The organism is Nonomuraea sp. NPDC050783 (genome assembly GCF_040802095.1).
Classification (GTDB): domain Bacteria; phylum Actinomycetota; class Actinomycetes; order Streptosporangiales; family Streptosporangiaceae; genus Nonomuraea.
This window is the reverse complement of the sequence record NZ_JBFAHK010000013.1, coordinates 23,137-37,913: the sequence shown is the minus strand read 5'-3', so window position 1 is coordinate 37,913 and position 14,777 is coordinate 23,137. Positions and strand designations below refer to the sequence as shown.

General features: G+C 70.8%; 15 protein-coding genes. 8 read left to right on the top strand and 7 right to left on the bottom strand.

Annotated elements, in window-relative coordinates; translation table 11 throughout:
• Positions 1-5: 5 nt before the first annotated feature.
• The 5 genes from AB0H75_RS30460 to AB0H75_RS30440 all read right to left on the bottom strand — a co-directional run bounded on the left by AB0H75_RS30460 (position 6) and on the right by AB0H75_RS30440 (position 6,059).
• Entirely contained in the window at positions 6-911 is a 906-nt protein-coding gene (locus AB0H75_RS30460; protein ID WP_367802125.1) for an ABC transporter permease, read from the bottom strand.
• Entirely contained in the window at positions 908-1,915 is a 1,008-nt protein-coding gene (locus tag AB0H75_RS30455) for an ABC transporter permease (protein ID WP_367802123.1), read from the bottom strand. The genes AB0H75_RS30460 and AB0H75_RS30455 overlap by 4 nt, the downstream gene beginning before the upstream one ends.
• Before the next feature lie 3 nt (positions 1,916-1,918).
• Positions 1,919-3,754, bottom strand: coding sequence for an ABC transporter substrate-binding protein (locus AB0H75_RS30450; protein WP_367802121.1), 1,836 nt, complete (start codon positions 3,752-3,754; stop codon positions 1,919-1,921).
• A gap of 146 nt (positions 3,755-3,900) precedes the next feature.
• Complete coding sequence (locus AB0H75_RS30445; RefSeq protein WP_367802119.1) at positions 3,901-4,866, bottom strand: zinc-dependent alcohol dehydrogenase family protein; 966 nt, start codon at positions 4,864-4,866, stop codon at positions 3,901-3,903.
• The gene (locus AB0H75_RS30440) at positions 4,863-6,059 is read right to left on the bottom strand and encodes a M20 family metallopeptidase (RefSeq protein ID WP_367802117.1); all 1,197 of its coding nucleotides are present in this window, start codon (positions 6,057-6,059) and stop codon (positions 4,863-4,865) included. Before AB0H75_RS30440 ends, AB0H75_RS30445 begins: the two co-directional genes overlap by 4 nt.
• Before the next feature lie 99 nt (positions 6,060-6,158).
• Between AB0H75_RS30440 and AB0H75_RS30435 the strand changes: the two genes are divergently transcribed.
• The 7 genes from AB0H75_RS30435 to AB0H75_RS30405 all read left to right on the top strand — a co-directional run bounded on the left by AB0H75_RS30435 (position 6,159) and on the right by AB0H75_RS30405 (position 12,941).
• On the top strand, positions 6,159-6,899 hold the full coding sequence (locus tag AB0H75_RS30435; protein ID WP_367802697.1) for an HAD-IIA family hydrolase: 741 nt from the start codon (positions 6,159-6,161) through the stop codon (positions 6,897-6,899).
• A gap of 105 nt (positions 6,900-7,004) precedes the next feature.
• Positions 7,005-7,628, top strand: coding sequence for a hypothetical protein (locus AB0H75_RS30430; RefSeq protein ID WP_367802115.1), 624 nt, complete (start codon positions 7,005-7,007; stop codon positions 7,626-7,628).
• A 123-nt stretch (positions 7,629-7,751) separates the two neighbouring features.
• Positions 7,752-8,429, top strand: a complete 678-nt coding sequence (locus AB0H75_RS30425) for a hypothetical protein (RefSeq protein ID WP_367802113.1) — start codon at positions 7,752-7,754, stop codon at positions 8,427-8,429.
• 189 nt (positions 8,430-8,618) lie between these two features.
• Entirely contained in the window at positions 8,619-9,023 is a 405-nt protein-coding gene (locus tag AB0H75_RS30420) for a hypothetical protein (protein ID WP_367802111.1), read from the top strand.
• A 114-nt stretch (positions 9,024-9,137) separates the two neighbouring features.
• Positions 9,138-10,070 (top strand): acyl-ACP desaturase, encoded by a 933-nt coding sequence (locus AB0H75_RS30415; RefSeq protein WP_367802109.1) that lies wholly within the window; start codon positions 9,138-9,140, stop codon positions 10,068-10,070.
• Between the two features lie 153 nt (positions 10,071-10,223).
• Positions 10,224-12,197, top strand: coding sequence for an ABC1 kinase family protein (locus AB0H75_RS30410; protein ID WP_367802107.1), 1,974 nt, complete (start codon positions 10,224-10,226; stop codon positions 12,195-12,197).
• 117 nt (positions 12,198-12,314) lie between these two features.
• Positions 12,315-12,941, top strand: a complete 627-nt coding sequence (locus tag AB0H75_RS30405) for an NADPH-dependent FMN reductase (protein WP_367802105.1) — start codon at positions 12,315-12,317, stop codon at positions 12,939-12,941.
• A 17-nt stretch (positions 12,942-12,958) separates the two neighbouring features.
• On the opposite strand, the gene arfB is transcribed toward AB0H75_RS30405, so the two are convergent.
• On the bottom strand, positions 12,959-13,366 hold the full coding sequence (gene arfB / locus AB0H75_RS30400; protein WP_367802103.1) for an alternative ribosome rescue aminoacyl-tRNA hydrolase ArfB: 408 nt from the start codon (positions 13,364-13,366) through the stop codon (positions 12,959-12,961).
• 180 nt (positions 13,367-13,546) lie between these two features.
• Between arfB and AB0H75_RS30395 the strand changes: the two genes are divergently transcribed.
• On the top strand, positions 13,547-14,320 hold the full coding sequence (locus tag AB0H75_RS30395; protein WP_367802101.1) for a hypothetical protein: 774 nt from the start codon (positions 13,547-13,549) through the stop codon (positions 14,318-14,320).
• A gap of 54 nt (positions 14,321-14,374) precedes the next feature.
• Here AB0H75_RS30395 and AB0H75_RS30390 read toward each other — a convergent pair whose 3' ends face one another.
• On the bottom strand, positions 14,375-14,650 hold the full coding sequence (locus AB0H75_RS30390; RefSeq protein ID WP_367802099.1) for a helix-turn-helix domain-containing protein: 276 nt from the start codon (positions 14,648-14,650) through the stop codon (positions 14,375-14,377).
• Positions 14,651-14,777 lie beyond the last annotated feature (127 nt).

Below are 14,777 nucleotides of genomic sequence, written 5' to 3'. Positions count from 1 at the left end.
CCTCACTACTCCTCGCGCAGCCGGGGGTTGAAGATCTCGTCCATCGCGTCCACGACGAGCACGATCGCCAGCGTCAACAGCAGGATCGCCAGCAGCGGGCCCAGCAGGTAGCCGAGCGCGTTGGGGGTGATCATGGCACCCGCCTGGAACACGGCCAGATTGAGCATGACACCCCAGTTGTCCGACTCGTACGGCAGCACGCCCAGGAAGAACAGGCCCACCTGCGAGTAGACCGCACCGGTGACCGAGATGAGCATGTTCATCGCGATGTACGGCGCCATGCTCGGCAGCAGCTCCCTGCCGATGATGTGCGTCGTGGACAGTCCGAGCCCGCGCGCCGCCTCGATGAACCCTCGCTCGCGCAACGACAGCGTCTGCGCGCGCACCGCCCGCGCCACGCCGCCCCAGCCCAGCAGGCCGAGCACCAGGCCCATCTGCCACGGGCTGCCGAAGCGCCACACGGTCGCCAGCACCAGCAGCAGCGGCAGGCCCGGGATGGTGAGCTTCATGTCGGTCAGGCGCATGAGCACGGTGTCCCAGCGCCCCCGCCTGAAGCCGGAGAACAGCCCGATCGCGGTGCCGACGACGACCGTGATGAGCGCGGTGATCGCGGCGGTCAGCAGCACGTAGCGGGAGCCCTTGACGACCAGCGCGATGACGTCCCGGCCCTGTGGGTCGGTGCCCAGCCAGTGCTCCCAGCTCGGCGGCTGCGTGATCGCGCCCGGGTCGTCGGGCAGGTGCTCCGGCAGCAGCATCGGCCCGAGGACCGCCATGAGGACGAACCCCGCCAGGATGACCACGCCGACCATGCGGCTGGGCTTGCGGCGCATCACCCGCCACACGCCGCGCCAGAAGTTGCGGCGCAGCGCCGAGGCGGCCGATCCGGTCTCGGGGATGAGCGTGGCGCTCACGAGGCCTCCTCTCCGCTGCGCACCCGCGGGTCGATGACCGTGTAGAACAGGTCGGCGATGATGTTGGCCAGGATGGTGCCGGCGGTGATGAGCAGGAACGCGCCGCCCATCAGAGCGTAGTCCCGGTCGTTGACGGCGCCGATGAGCAGCCAGCCCAGACCGGGGTAGTTGAAGATCTTCTCGATGAAGACCGCGCCGCCGAGCAGCAGGCCCAGCGACAGGGCGAGCATGGTGAACAGCGGCAGGATCGCGTTGCGGGCGATGTAGCGGAAGACGATCGAGCGCTTCATGCCGCGCAGCTCGGCGGCCAGGATGAAGTCGTCGCCGAGCACGGTCACCACCGACGACTTCATGGCCAGGATCCAGCCGCCGTAGGCCGACAGGGCGTAGGTGAGCACCGGCAGCACGGCGTGCTCGACGAGCGAGCCGAGGTAACCGGCGTTCCAGCCCGGCTCGTAGAGGATGTCCACCGAGCCGTCGGCGGGCAGCAGCCCGGTCAGCGTCGCGAAGATCACCACGAGCAGCATCCCCAGCACGTACTGCGGGATGCCGTGCAGCAGCGAGCCCGAGATGGACAGGGCGTCGCCGAGCTTGCCGGCGCGCTTGACGGCGGCGTACACGCCGAGGACGATCCCGACGAGGAAGCTCAGCAGCGTGCCGGCCAGCACGGGTAGAACGGTCCACTTGGCCGCGTCGGTCAGCACGTCGAGCACCGGGGTGCCGGGCCTGGAGACCGAGACGCCGAGGTCGAGGCGGAACAGGCCGCCGATGAAGTCGGCGTACTGCTGCCACAGCGAGCCGTCGGGCTGGAAGCCGTAGAGCACCTTGACGGCCTGCCGGGCGGCCTCCGGGGCCATGCCCTGCTCGATCAGCTTCTCGTAGCGGGCGGCCATCGGGTCGCCGGGGATGTTGTTGATGATGAAGAAGCTGATCGTCGCCACTACGAGGATCATGACGAACCCGCGGGCCAGGTGGCCCGCGAGTCGCCGTGCGATGAGCGTCATAGGCTACTGCTTCGCCTTGATCAGGCCCTGCTGGATCCACACGCCCGACGGCAGCACGCCGGTGCCCATCCGCAGGATCGAGTCGTCGTGCGGCCAGCCGGTGAAGCGGCTGTTGTTGACGAACTGGGTGTTGACGTAGTCCCAGAGCTGGATGACCGGGAGGTCCTGGTTGGCGGCCTTGGCGAGCTGCGCCATGATCGGCTTGGCGGCCTCCTCGTCGGAGGAGTTCAGCTTGGCGGTCAGCTCACCGGGGTTGATCTTCTGGCCGTCGACCTCGATCTCCTCGGGGCCGCCCATCCAGTTGCCGTTCTTGCCGGGCGCGGAGTGCTCGACCTTGCCGGCCACGTTCGCCCAGCCGTTGGAGGCGCCGTAGAGGCGCTGGAAGATGTCGTACGGCGCGGGGCCGAGCGCCATCAGCCAGAAGCCGACGTCGTACTTGCCGGCGTTCAGCTCCTCCAGGTAGAGCGGGTAGTCGGCGGTCGTGACGACCTCGGCGTCCACGCCGGCCTTGACGAGCTGGCTCTTGATGTTCTCCTGCGCCGACAGCCAGTCGGAGAAGCCGGCGGGCGCGTGCATGGAGACCTTCCACGCCGAGCCGTCGGCCAGCGCCCACTTGCCGTCCTTCTTCTGCAGGCCGGCCTGCTTGAACTCGGCCTCGGCCTTGGCCACGTCCGGCTTGTACGGCTCCAGCGCCGGCAGCGTGTCCGGGATCCAGGCCTGGGCGGCCTTCTGGTGGATGCCGGAGGTGGTGACGGCCGGCGTGCCGCCCTCGGGCGAGGCGACCTTGGTGACCTGGTCGCGGTCGATCAGGTAGGCCAGGCCGCGGCGCACGTGCACGTTGTCGTAGGGCTTCTTGGACTGGTTGAACGCCATGCCCACCGCGACCGGCGAGTAGCCCTTGATGACCTCGTTGCCGGGCGCCTGCTTGATCCGGTTCATCACGTCGGTCGGGGCGGCGGTGAAACCGGCGTGGTCGAGCTTGCCGGCGATGAGGTAGTTCCAGATCTGCTCGTTGCCGGTGTAGTTGAGGAACTTCACCTGCGCCGGGGCGACGTTCGCGGCGTTGTAGAAGTACTTGTTCTTGACCAGCAGCGCCTCGGACGGGTTGACCCGCTCCAGCACGAACGGCCCGGCGGAGACGTCCTTCGGCGGGGCGAAGGCGATGACCTTCTCGCCCAGGCCGGTGATCTCCTCGCGGGACTTCTCGGCGTCGGCGCCGTCACCGCGCGCGGCCTTGAGCTTGTCCCAGAAGTCGGCGGGCAGCACGCTGCTCCACACGTGCGCGGGCAGGACCGTGGTGTCGAGCACGCCGCGGGCGAACTTCGGGCTCGGGTTGGCCATGTCCTGGGTGATCTTCAGGGTCTGCGGGTCGACGACCGTGACCTCGGCCGCCGCACCCGCCGCGCCCGGCGTGATCGAGAACGCCGTGCTGCCCTGCGTGTAGGCGATGCCGATGGACATCTTGACGTCCTCGGCCGTCACCGGCTTGCCGTCGGACCACTTGGCGTTCGGCTGCAGCTTCAGCGTGATGGAGGAGTTGTCGGGCGCGATCTCCCAGCTCGCCGCGATGCCGGGAAGAGCCTGGTTGGGATCGGTCAGGTGGTTCTTGACCCAGCCCAGCTTCATGGAGCTGTAGCCCGGGAAGGAGTTGCCTTTGGGGTTGTACGGGTTGGCCGGGGCGGAGGCCTCCAGTCCCGGCCGGTTCACGTCGATGGTGGTGAACAGCCCGCCACCGCCGCCGCCCGCGCCGCCGCCGGACTTGTTGGTGGAACCACCGCTGCACGCCGCTGTCGCGGCGGCAAGGCCCAGCAACGTCACTACCGCTGCCAGTCGCTTCATTTGCCGCTCCGGGGGATGTCTCAAGGGATTGACCGGGACACTACGATCGCGTCCAGGCAGCGTCAATAATCTCCAGAGACTGTGAGGCTAATGTAACTTTCCTTCATGAGGGTACGCGGTGGCGCCAATCGCCATCAAGTAAAATCTCAGCCGATCAGCAGCACCGCCGCGCCGTTGACCTGGTCGTCCGCCAGGTCCGCCAGCGCCCGGTCGGCGGCCTCCAGCGGATAGGGCGCCGTCGTCACGTGCGGCGGGTGCGCCAGCGCCAGCTCCAGGTACGCCCGCCCGTCGGCCCGCGTGTTCGCGGTCACGCTGCGCAGCGTGCGCTCCTGGAACAGGTGCCGCTCGTAGTTCAGCGCCGGGACGTCGCTCAGGTGGATCCCGGCCACCGCCAGCGTCCCGCCCCGGTCCAGGGCCTCCAGCGCCGGCGGCACCAGGTCGCCCACCGGCGCGAACAGGACGGCCGCGTCCAGCGGCTCCGGCGGACGCTCGCCCGCCGAGGCCGCGCCCAGCTCCAGCGCCAGCCGCCGGGAGGCGGCCGACCTGGTCACCACGTGCACGGTCGCGCCCCGCGCGAGGGCCGCCTGCGCGGTCAGGTGCGCAGAGGCGCCGAACCCGTAGATGCCGAGCCGCCCGCCCGGCGGCAGGTCGCAGCGGGCCAGCGCCCGGTAGCCGATGATCCCCGCGCACAGCAGCGGCGCCAGCCGCTCGGCGGGCACGTCGCCCGGCAGGTCGTAGACGTAGTCCTCGGGCGCCACCAGGTACTCGGCGAAGCCGCCGTCGGCGTCCCAGCCCGTGTAGGCGGACGACGGGCACAGGTTCTCCGTGCCCCTGCGGCAGTAGCGGCACATGCCGCAGGTGGAGCGGAGCCAGGCCACGCCCACCCGCCGGTCGCTGCCCGCCACCCGGCCCACCGCCTGGTGGCCGGGCGTGGTGCGCGGGCGGCGGGGGAGCAGGTCGCCCTCGGCCAGGTGCAGGTCCGTCCGGCACACGCCGCAGGCCTCCACCCGCACCAGCACCTCGCCGGGACCCGGCTCGGGCACGTCCCGCTCGACGAGCTCCAGCGGCCCGGACGCCATCGGCCCCGGCTCGCGCACCGCCCACGCCTTCACGCGGCGGCCAGCCTCGCCTGCGCCAGGGAGGCGTAGAGCGCGGCCCCGTCCGTCAGCACCGCGTCGTCGAACCTCGCCTCGGGGGAGTGGTTGTAGGGGGCGGTGGCCGGGTCCAGGCCGGGCGGGCAGGCGCCCAGGAACACGAACGCCCCCGGCACCTGCTCCAGCACGTACGAGAAGTCCTCCGACCCCATCACCGGCTGCGGCGAGACGAAGTACCGCCCGGGCCCGAACAGCTCGTCGGCCGTGCTGCCGACGAAACCGGCCTCCCCCTGGTCGTTGACCGTCACCGGGTAGCCCATGCCGAACGAGGCCTCGGCCGTCAGCCCGTGCGCCGCCGCGATGCCCTCGACCACCTCCACCAGCCGCCGCATGACCAGCGTCCGGTTGTCCTTGCTGAACGTGCGCACCGTCGCCTCGAAGCTCGCCTCGTCCGGGATCACGTTGTCGGCCGAGCCGCCGTGGAAGCTGCCCACCGTCACCACCACCGGGTCGAACACGTCGAACGTCCTGGTCACCATCGTCTGCAGCGCCGTGACCATCTCGCAGCCGGCCTGGATCGGGTCCAGCGCGCGGTGCGGGCTCGACCCGTGCCCGCCCCGGCCCCGCACCGTCACGCGGAACACGTCGGCCGCGGCCATGATCGGCCCCGGCCGGGAGGCGAACAACCCGTTCGGCAACATCGACGACACCACGTGCATGCCGTACGCCGCCACCGGCCGCGACCCCGCCGCGTCCAGCACGCCCTCCTCGATCATGTACTTGGCGCCCTCGTGGCCCTCCTCGCCCGGCTGGAACATGAAGATCACGTCGCCCGCCAGCTCCTCGCGCCGCGCGCTCAGCAGGTGCGCGGCGCCCGCGAGCATCGCGGTGTGCAGGTCGTGGCCGCAGGCGTGCATCCGGCCGGGGGAGCGGGAGACGTAGGGCAGGTCGTTCTTCTCCGTCACCGGCAGCGCGTCCATGTCGCCCCGCAGCAGCACCGCCGGGCCGCCCGGCCGGCCGCCCCGCAGCACCGCCGTCACCGAGCTCAGCGCCGTGCCGGTGGTGATCTCCAGCGGCAGCCCGTCCAGCGCGGCGAGCACCTTCTCCTGGGTCTGGGGCAGGTGGAGGCCGAGCTCAGGGGTGGTGTGCAAGGAGTGCCTGAGCTGTACGAGTTCGTCCCGCATATCCTGCGCGGATTCCATGAACGCCATGAAGAACATTGTTCACCTACCGGCACGGAAGTCGACAAGCCACGTCGGTACGATGGCCGGGTGACTCAGCGTAAGCGGATCGACTCCTGGTTGTCCGACATGGACGGCGTCCTCGTCCACGAGGGGCGGCCGATCCCCGGGGCGGACGAATTCATCAAGCGGCTCGACGAATCCGGCAGGAAGTTCCGGGTGCTGACCAACAACTCGATCTACACGCAACGGGACCTGTCCGTGCGGCTGGCCGGCGCCGGCCTCACCGTGCCCGCCGAGTCCATCTGGACCTCCGCCCTCGCCACCGCCCAGTTCCTCGACGACCAGCGGCCGGGCGGGTCGGCGTACGTCATCGGCGAGGCCGGGCTCACCACCGCCCTGCACGAGGTCGGCTACGTCCTGACCGACCTCGACCCCGACTACGTCGTGCTCGGCGAGACCCGCACCTACAGCTTCACCCAGATCACCCGCGCCATCCGCCTCATCGAGAACGGCGCCCGCTTCATCGCCACCAACCCCGACCCCATCGGCCCCTCCACCGAGGGCTCCCTGCCGGCCTGCGGCGCCGTGGCCGCCCTCATCACCAAGGCCACCGGCGTCGCCCCCTACTTCGTCGGCAAGCCCAACCCCCGCATGATGCGCAGCGCGCTCAACGACATCGAGGCCCACAGCGAGACCACCGCGATGATCGGCGACCGCATGGACACCGACATCGTCTCCGGCATGGAGGCCGGCCTCTACACGATCCTCGTCCTCACCGGGGTCACCCAGCGCGAGCAGATCGACCGCTACCCCTACCGCCCCTCCCTCGTCGTCGAGTCCGTGGCCGACCTCATCGACCTCATCTGAGACCGGCCTCATCTGAGACCGGCCTCATCGGGAGCGGCCGCGTCCGGAAGCGGGTCCGTGCGAACCTGACGGCTCCTGACAGGTTCCTCCGGCAGGCTGGGCGGCATGACCCGCGTGTACCTGGAGACCGGACCCAAGAAGGTGTTCGCCTGCTCGCTCGACTGGCCCGGCTGGGCCCGCGCCGGCAAGGGCGAGGAGGCGGCCCTGGACCGCCTGATGGATGACGAGGCCCGCTACCGGGTGATCGCCGAGCGGGCCGGCGTGCCGTTCGCGCCCGGGGAGCCGGAGGTGGTGGCCCGCGTGCCGGGCAGTTCGAGCACCGACTTCGGCATCCCCGCCGTCGTCCCCGACCTGGATCTGGAGCCGCTGCCCGCCGCCGACGCCGAGCGCTGCGTCGCGCTGATGCGGGCCGCCTGGGACCTGTTCGAGGAGGTCGCCGGCGCCGCCCCCGAGGGGCTGCGCAAGGGCCCGCGTGGCGGCGGCCGCGACCGCAGCAGGATCGTGGACCACGTGGTGGAGGCCGAACGCTCCTACGCCCGCATGCTCGACATCCGCTACAAGCCGTACAAGTCGGTCGCGGACCGCGACGCCCTGCGTGACGAGCTCGCCCTCACCCTCTCCCGCGCCTGGCACCCTCCCCTGACCACCAAGTGGCCGCCCCGCTATGCCCTGCGCCGCATCACCTGGCACGTCATCGACCACATCTGGGAGATCGAGGACCGTTCATGAGAATTTCTTCACTCAGCGTCGCGACACGCCCACGATCTGCAATCATGTGCGGGCAGAAGAACGGGACCTGGCTAAGCTAAGTAACCAGGTCCCTCACGTCACCGTAGACGATGGAGGGCGCACATGCGCGTACAACACGAGATCGAGCGTCTGAAGGTCCGGATGCGCAATGTCGAGGTGATCGTGGGCTCGGGAGGTGTCGTGTCGGATCACTCCAAGGAGCTGGACTCCCAGGCGGAGCGCCTCTGGCACATCGACGTCCGCACCAAGAAGATGGACGGCGACATCACCGAACTACGCGGCAACGTCACCAGGCTCCAGGGCGACGTGACCAAGCTCCAGAGCGACGTCACCGAGCTACGCGGCGACATGACCAAGCTCCAGGGCGACGTCACCGAGCTACGCGGCGACGTGACCAAGCTCCAGAGCGACGTGACGGTGATGCAGGGCGACATTGCTGAGCTCAAGGGCGATGTCGTCGAGCTCAAGAGCGATGTCGCTCAGCTCAAGGGCGATGTCGTCGAGCTCAAGAGCGATGTCGCTCAGCTCAAGAGTGATGTCGTCGAGCTCAAGAGCGACGTCGCCGGGCTCAAGAGCGACGTTGCTGGGCTCAAGGGTGATGTTGCTGGGCTCAAGGGCGATGTCTCTGAGCTCAAGGGTGATGTCGCCGGGCTCAAGGGTGATGTCGTCGAGCTTCGGCGGGACATGGCCGATCTCCGGGCTCAGGTCGTCGGTCTCGCGCCCAAGGTGACGGGCATCGACTCGAAGGTGGATCTCATCCTGGAGAGGCTCAGCGCGTAGGCGTCCCCGGGGTCCTCGGCCGGTGAGGGTCGGGGGCCCCAGCATGTTGTGCCGGTGGTGGCCCGGCTGGGTAAAGCGGCTCACCTTGGCGGATCGCACTGGCTACGATCGTCACGGAAAGCGACCGGGCGACCACGGAAACAAGGGAGAAGGCGGGCGTGCGTGGACGTACGAGCGGAGATTCTCGACTTGAAGCTCCGTGTTGAGGGCCTGGAGGCCGGCCGCGGCGCCGTAGGGGCCGATGAGGGAGAGGTGGCGGCCCGGCAGGCGGAGCTGCTGCGCGAGCTCAACGACCGCACCCGGCAGCTCCAGCAGGAGATCGCGGCGTTCCGGTGCTGGGTCGGCGAGGTCTGTGCCGAGGTGGGCCAGGACATCGCGGCCCTGCAGACCGAGGTCGAGGGCATCCGCTGGGTGGTCAGTGCCCCGCCGGGGGCGTTCCCCGGCGGGGGCGGCGGGCCGGAGGTGCGGCTGGAGGTGGCCGAGAGCTTCGCCGGGGTGCGGGCGGAGATGGCCCAGGAGTTCGAGTCCGTACGCTCCGAGATGCTCGACCTCGGCATCAAGATCGACCGGCTGCTGCGCCGGCGCGGCGACTGAGTCCGGACGTAGGGGACATAAGTCATATCAAGTCACATACGACTGCCCTCTCGGCCCGCACCTTCTTCGGGTAGCCTAACCTACGGTCCCGTAACCTGAAGGAGAAGATCTTTTATGGCGATGACTCAGACGGAGCTGCTGCACGAACTCGAGCCGGTGGTGGCCGGCGAGCTCGACCGCCACCACAAGATGGCCAAAGAGTGGTTCCCGCACGAGTACATCCCGTGGAGCGAGGGTCGCGACTTCGACGGCATCTACGGAGGCGCGGCGTGGCAGGAGGGCGACTCCAAGATCCCCGAGGCCGCCCGCGTGTCACTCATCGTCAACCTGCTGACCGAGGACAACCTCCCCAGCTACCACCACGAGATCGCCACCACGTTCGGCCGTGACGGCGCGTGGGGCACCTGGGTGCACCGCTGGACGGCGGAGGAGGACCGGCACGGCACCGCCATCCGCGACTACCTCACCGTGACCCGCGCGGTCGATCCCGTCGCTCTGGAACGTGCCCGCATGCACCACATGGAGCAGGGCTACGTCACCGAGTACGGCACCATGCTCCAGCAGCTCGCCTACGTCTCCTTCCAGGAGCTGGCCACCCGCATCGCCCACCGCAACACCGGCAGGGCCTCCGGCGACGAGGGCTGCGAGCGCCTGCTCGCCCGCATCGCCGCCGACGAGAACCTCCACATGCTCTTCTACCGCAACCTGCTCAAGGCGGCCTTCGAGCTGGACCCGGGCCAGACCATGCGCGCGGTGACCGACGTCGTCACGACGTTCCAGATGCCGGGGCAGGGCATGGACGGGTTCGCCCGCAAGGCGATGATCATCGCCAACGAGGGCATCTACGACCTGCGCCTCCACCTCGACGACGTGCTCATGCCGGTGCTGCGGCAGTGGGCGGTGTTCGACAAGACCGGGCTCGGTCCCGAAGGGGAGCAGGCCCGCGAGGAGCTGGCCGCGTTCCTGGCGAAGGCCGAGGTGACGGCGGCCAGGTTCGTCGAGCGCCGCGAGGCGCGCCGGGCCCGCGCCGCCGAGCGCCTGGGCTGAGCCCGCCCCTGAGCGTGTGCCCTTGAGCGTGCGGCCCTGAGCGTGGGTCCCAGGCGCCTGGCCCTGGTCCCGGCCCTGGTCCCGGCGCCTGGCCCCAGGGTGCGCCCATCCCCGGGTGATGGCGGGGCTCCGTCCGTGCCATGATCCTGCCTCATGGACCTGCTCGCCCAGTTGCTCGTCGCGCTGTTCGCCCTCCTGACGATCGCTCTGATGGCGGCGGTGGCGCAACGGCTGCTGGACGTCCGGTTCGGCGTGTTACGCACGTTCGTGGCCGCGCTGGTCGCCTTCGCGCTGGCCGAGCCGCTGCTCACGCCGATCCTGTCGGCGATGGACATCCCGGCCGGCGGGCGGCTGCCGGACGTGGGGGCGCTGGGCGTCCTGCTGCTCGTCGTGATGGCCATGGTGCTCGTCCCGATGATGCTGCTGGTGCTGGCCGAGGCGCTGGTCCCGCCCGGCTCGCTGCCGGGCCCCGTGGAGCTGCTGCGGTCGGTGCGGGGGCGGGTGTCGCGGGCCCGCAGGTACTCCCAGATCACCCGGATCGCGATCAAGCACGGCCTCGGCCCCTACCTGCGGGGCCGGGGCGAGCGGCTGGACGACCGGCGTGGCAAGGTACGCCTGGCCGGCTCCCTGCGGCAGGCCCTGGACGAGGGCGGCGTCACGTTCGTCAAGCTCGGCCAGGTCCTGTCCACCCGGCGTGACCTGCTGCCCGCCGAGTTCGTCGAGGAGCTGGGACGGCTCCAGGACCAGGTCGGCCCGGCCCCGTGGCAGCGGGTCGAGCCGGTGCTCACGGAGGAGCTGGGCGGGCCGGTGGAGGAGGTCTTCGCCGCCTTCGAGCGGACGCCGCTGGCCGCCGCCTCCATCGGGCAGGTCCACGCCGCCCGCCTGCACGGCGGCGAGAGCGTGGTGGTCAAGGTGCGGCGGCCGGACATCGAGGCGGTCGTGGCCAGGGACCTGGACATCGTCCGGCGGCTGGCGGCCACGCTGGAGTCGCGTACGCGCTGGGGGCGCTCGCTGGGGCTGCGCGACCTGGCGGAGGGGTTCGCGGCCGCCGTGCGGGAGGAGCTGGACTTCCGGGTGGAGGCCGCCAACCTGGCCGCCGTCACGGCGGGGAGCGGCGCGGACGGCCCCGGAGGGCGCGTCACCTACCCCGTTCCGGTGCCCGCCCTGTGCACCGAGCGGGTCCTGGTGATGCGGCGGCTGTCGGGCCGGCCGGTCACCGAGGCCGCGCCCGAGGACGGCCCCCGCCTGGCCCGCGACCTGCTCGGCTGCCTGCTCCGCCAGATCCTCGTGGACGGCGTCTTCCACGCCGACCCGCATCCCGGCAACCTCATGCTGCTCGACGACGGCAGTCTCGGCCTGCTCGACTTCGGCTCGGTCGGCCGCCTGGACGCCTCGGTCCGCTCGGCCCTGCAGCGCTTCCTGCTCGCCATGAACCGCCAGGACCCGCTCGGCGTCACCGACGCCCTGCTGGAGGTGGTGCCCCGCCCCGAGGACATCGACGAGGCCGCCCTGGAACGCGCGCTCGGCCAGTTCATGGCCCGGCATCTGGGGCCGGGCATGGACAGCATGCAGATGTTCACCGACCTGTTCCGGATCGTCATGGCGTACGGGCTGTCGATCCCGCCCGAGGTGGCCGCCGTCTTCCGGGCGCTGGCCACGCTGGAGGGCACGCTGGTGCGCCTGTCGCCCGGCTTCGACCTCATCGGCGAGGCCCGCGCGTTCGCCGGGCGGCACCTGGCCGAGCGTGCCGAGCCGGCCGCCGTGAAGGAGACGCTCACGCAGGAGCTGGCCGCGCTGCTGCCGATGCTGCGCCGCCTGCCCCGCCGGGTCGAGCGCATCGCCAGCGCCGCCGAGCACGGCAGGCTGAGCGTGAACGTGCGGCTGCTCGCCGACGAGCGCGACCGCCGCTACGTGACCGGGCTGCTGCACCAGGTGCTGCTGACGGTGCTCGGCGCCACGGCGGGCGTCATGGCCGTCATGCTGCTCGGCACCGGCGGCGGGCCGCAGATCATGGCCGGTACGTCGCTGTTCCACCTCATCGGCTACAACCTGCTGATGATCTCGGCGATCCTGGTGCTGCGCGTGCTGGCGCCAATTTTCCGGCGCAACAGGAAGTTGGAAGATTAACTTTCATCCCTGGGGTAGTGCTGCGGCACGGGAATCACATTTGACCGGGGCATGGTCTTGGACAACCCCGGCATCGGGCAGTTTCCCGGTAACACCGGAACCCCTTGGGAGCAGAGGGTGAAAATCATCGGCATCGCCGCCGGCCTTCACGCCGGATCGTTCGTCAACCGGTTGCTGGAAGCGGCGGGCGGTGAGTTGCCCGAGAGCGTTGGATTCGAGGTGTGGCAGGGGCTGGGGGAGATACCGCCGTACGAGGCCGGGCAGCCGGCCCCGGCCGCGGTACGGGAGCTGGCCGGGCTGATCGCGGCGGCGGACGCGGTGATCCTGACGGCGCCCGAGCACAGCCTGCTGCCGGCCGAGCTGAGCCACACCCTCGACTGGCTGACGGCGCGGGAGGCGTTGTCCGGCAAGCACGTGGCGGTGATGAGCGCGAGCGCGCGGGCGTGCGGGGCCATGTGGGCGCAGGCGGAGCTGTACAAGAGGCTCCAGGGGGCCGGGGCGGTGGTGACGGGCGCTGAGCTGGTGATCCTGCCCGGCTGCCGCCATTTCGACGAGGACGGCCATCTCGCCGACCTCGTCCTGCGCGAGCAGGTACGGGCCGTGATCGGCCCCTTGTGTCCCGCCGAGTTGCTGGAGCCGGCCCTCGCCGCCGAGGCCCTGGAGCCCGCCCCGAGGAGGCGGGAGCCGGCGCTGAAGCTGTGCGAGCCCGTCCTCGACGTGCGCGAGCCCGCCCTGTCCCGCTGAGGACCGGAGACCGGCCCTCAGAGGTCGCGGCGCAGCCGCTTGATGTCGGAACGCTGCTTCTTGGCGGCGATGCGGCGCTCGACCGAGCCCCGGCTGGGCTTGGTCGGGCGCCGTCGCTTTGGTGGCGGGGCGATGGCCTCGCGCAGCCGCTGGGCCAACCGCTGCGCCGCGGCCTCCCGGTTCCTGAGCTGCGAGCGGTGCTCCGAGGCGGCGATCGTGATCGTGTCCGAGCCCAGCCGGCCGAGCGCGCGCTCCTTCAGCGCGGGCGGCAGCGCCGTGCTCGCCGCCACGTCGAAGGTCAGCTCCACCCGGCTGTCGGTGGTGTTGACGCCCTGGCCGCCGGGCCCCGACGAGCGCGAGAAGCGCCAGACGAGCTCGGCGTCGGGGATGACGACCGAGTCGTTGACGACCAGCGGGCCGGGCATGGGCGGAGCTCCTGTCTCGTGGATCGGCGGGGACGGCATGGACGACGCGGACGGCGGGGCGATGCCCGTCGAAGGTTAGTGTCACCGTATCCGGGCGGTACATGCCGTCCGCAACGGCATTTTCAATCACCGTCCCCGCTGCGACTATGAAGGGAACATCGCGCAGGAGGGGCGTATTTCATGCACCCTGTCGTCCAGGCGGGTCTCACGGTGGTGCTGGCCGTCGTCTCCGCCGTCGGGTTCCTGCTGCTGCGGTGCCAGGGCAAGGGGCGGCCGTTCGGGCCCGCGGGGCGGCGGCTGGCCGTTGCCGTGATCCTGCTGACCGGGCTGTCGTCCGCCGGGGTCGCGTTGCTGAGCAAGCTGTTGCTGAGCGACTTCCTGGCCACCGCGATGGCCGCCGCCGCGCCGAGCGGGCTGTGGCTGAGCCAGATGCGGGGCAAGGACGAGGAGCGGCGGTCCCTGGCGCGCGAGGCGGCGACGTTCTGGCTGGTGTCACTGCTGGCCAAGCTGGACCAGGCGATGGCCGAGGACCAGTGGCGGTGGTGCGAGCGGCGGGTGGACGACTCCTGGAACGTCTACGAGCTCAGCCTGGCCGCCAACCGCTACCACGAGCGGATCGCCGAGCGCCTCACCCCCGAGGAACGCCGGCGCGAGCGCGTCCACGCGCGGCTGGACGCCATCGAGCGGCGGCTCGACGTGGCCGCGCTGATCGAGGACGGGGCGGCCCGCGCGAAGGTGGCCACCGCGCTCAGCGGCTCGCGGCACACCAGGGCGGCCCGGTACGAGCGCTACCTCAACGACCTGCGCCGCCTGCACGGCGTGCTCAAGCACGACGCGGAGAGCGAGCTGCTGCGGCTGCTGGCCGCCGGTTACCGGGCCGGCTACCGGGCGCTGCCGGCGTTCACGCCGCCGTCGCGCGTCCGCGCGTCGGAGAACGCCCGGCGGGCCCTGTGAGACGCCCGGTAGCTCGCGGGCGGAGGCGGAGCGGTCAGCCGTCGGTGAACGCAGTCAGCCGTCGGTGAACGACGCCTCGGCCGCGCCCTCGGCGTCGCCGAGCGTGAACTCCAGCCGGGCGCCGAGCGCGTCGACGACCGCCCCCAGCGTGCGGAGCGTGAGGTTCTCGTCGCCGGACAGGATCTGGCTCACCCGGCCTGCGGACACGCCCATCGCCGCGGCCAGGTCGGCACGGGAGATCTTGTGCTCCCGCATGTACCAGGTGATCTCGTCGACGACCTCCTGGGCGAAACCGCCCACTTCATCGCGCGTGCTCCGGCGTGGGGTCATGGGGGTCTCGCTCTCGGGACACCGATGTTGTCGTTTTCAGGTCTCCCCACTTTAGCTCTGCCTAAACGTTTAGGCAAGACTAAACCCCGGACGGCCGTTTGACGGCGGCACGCAAGCGGCGTATGCC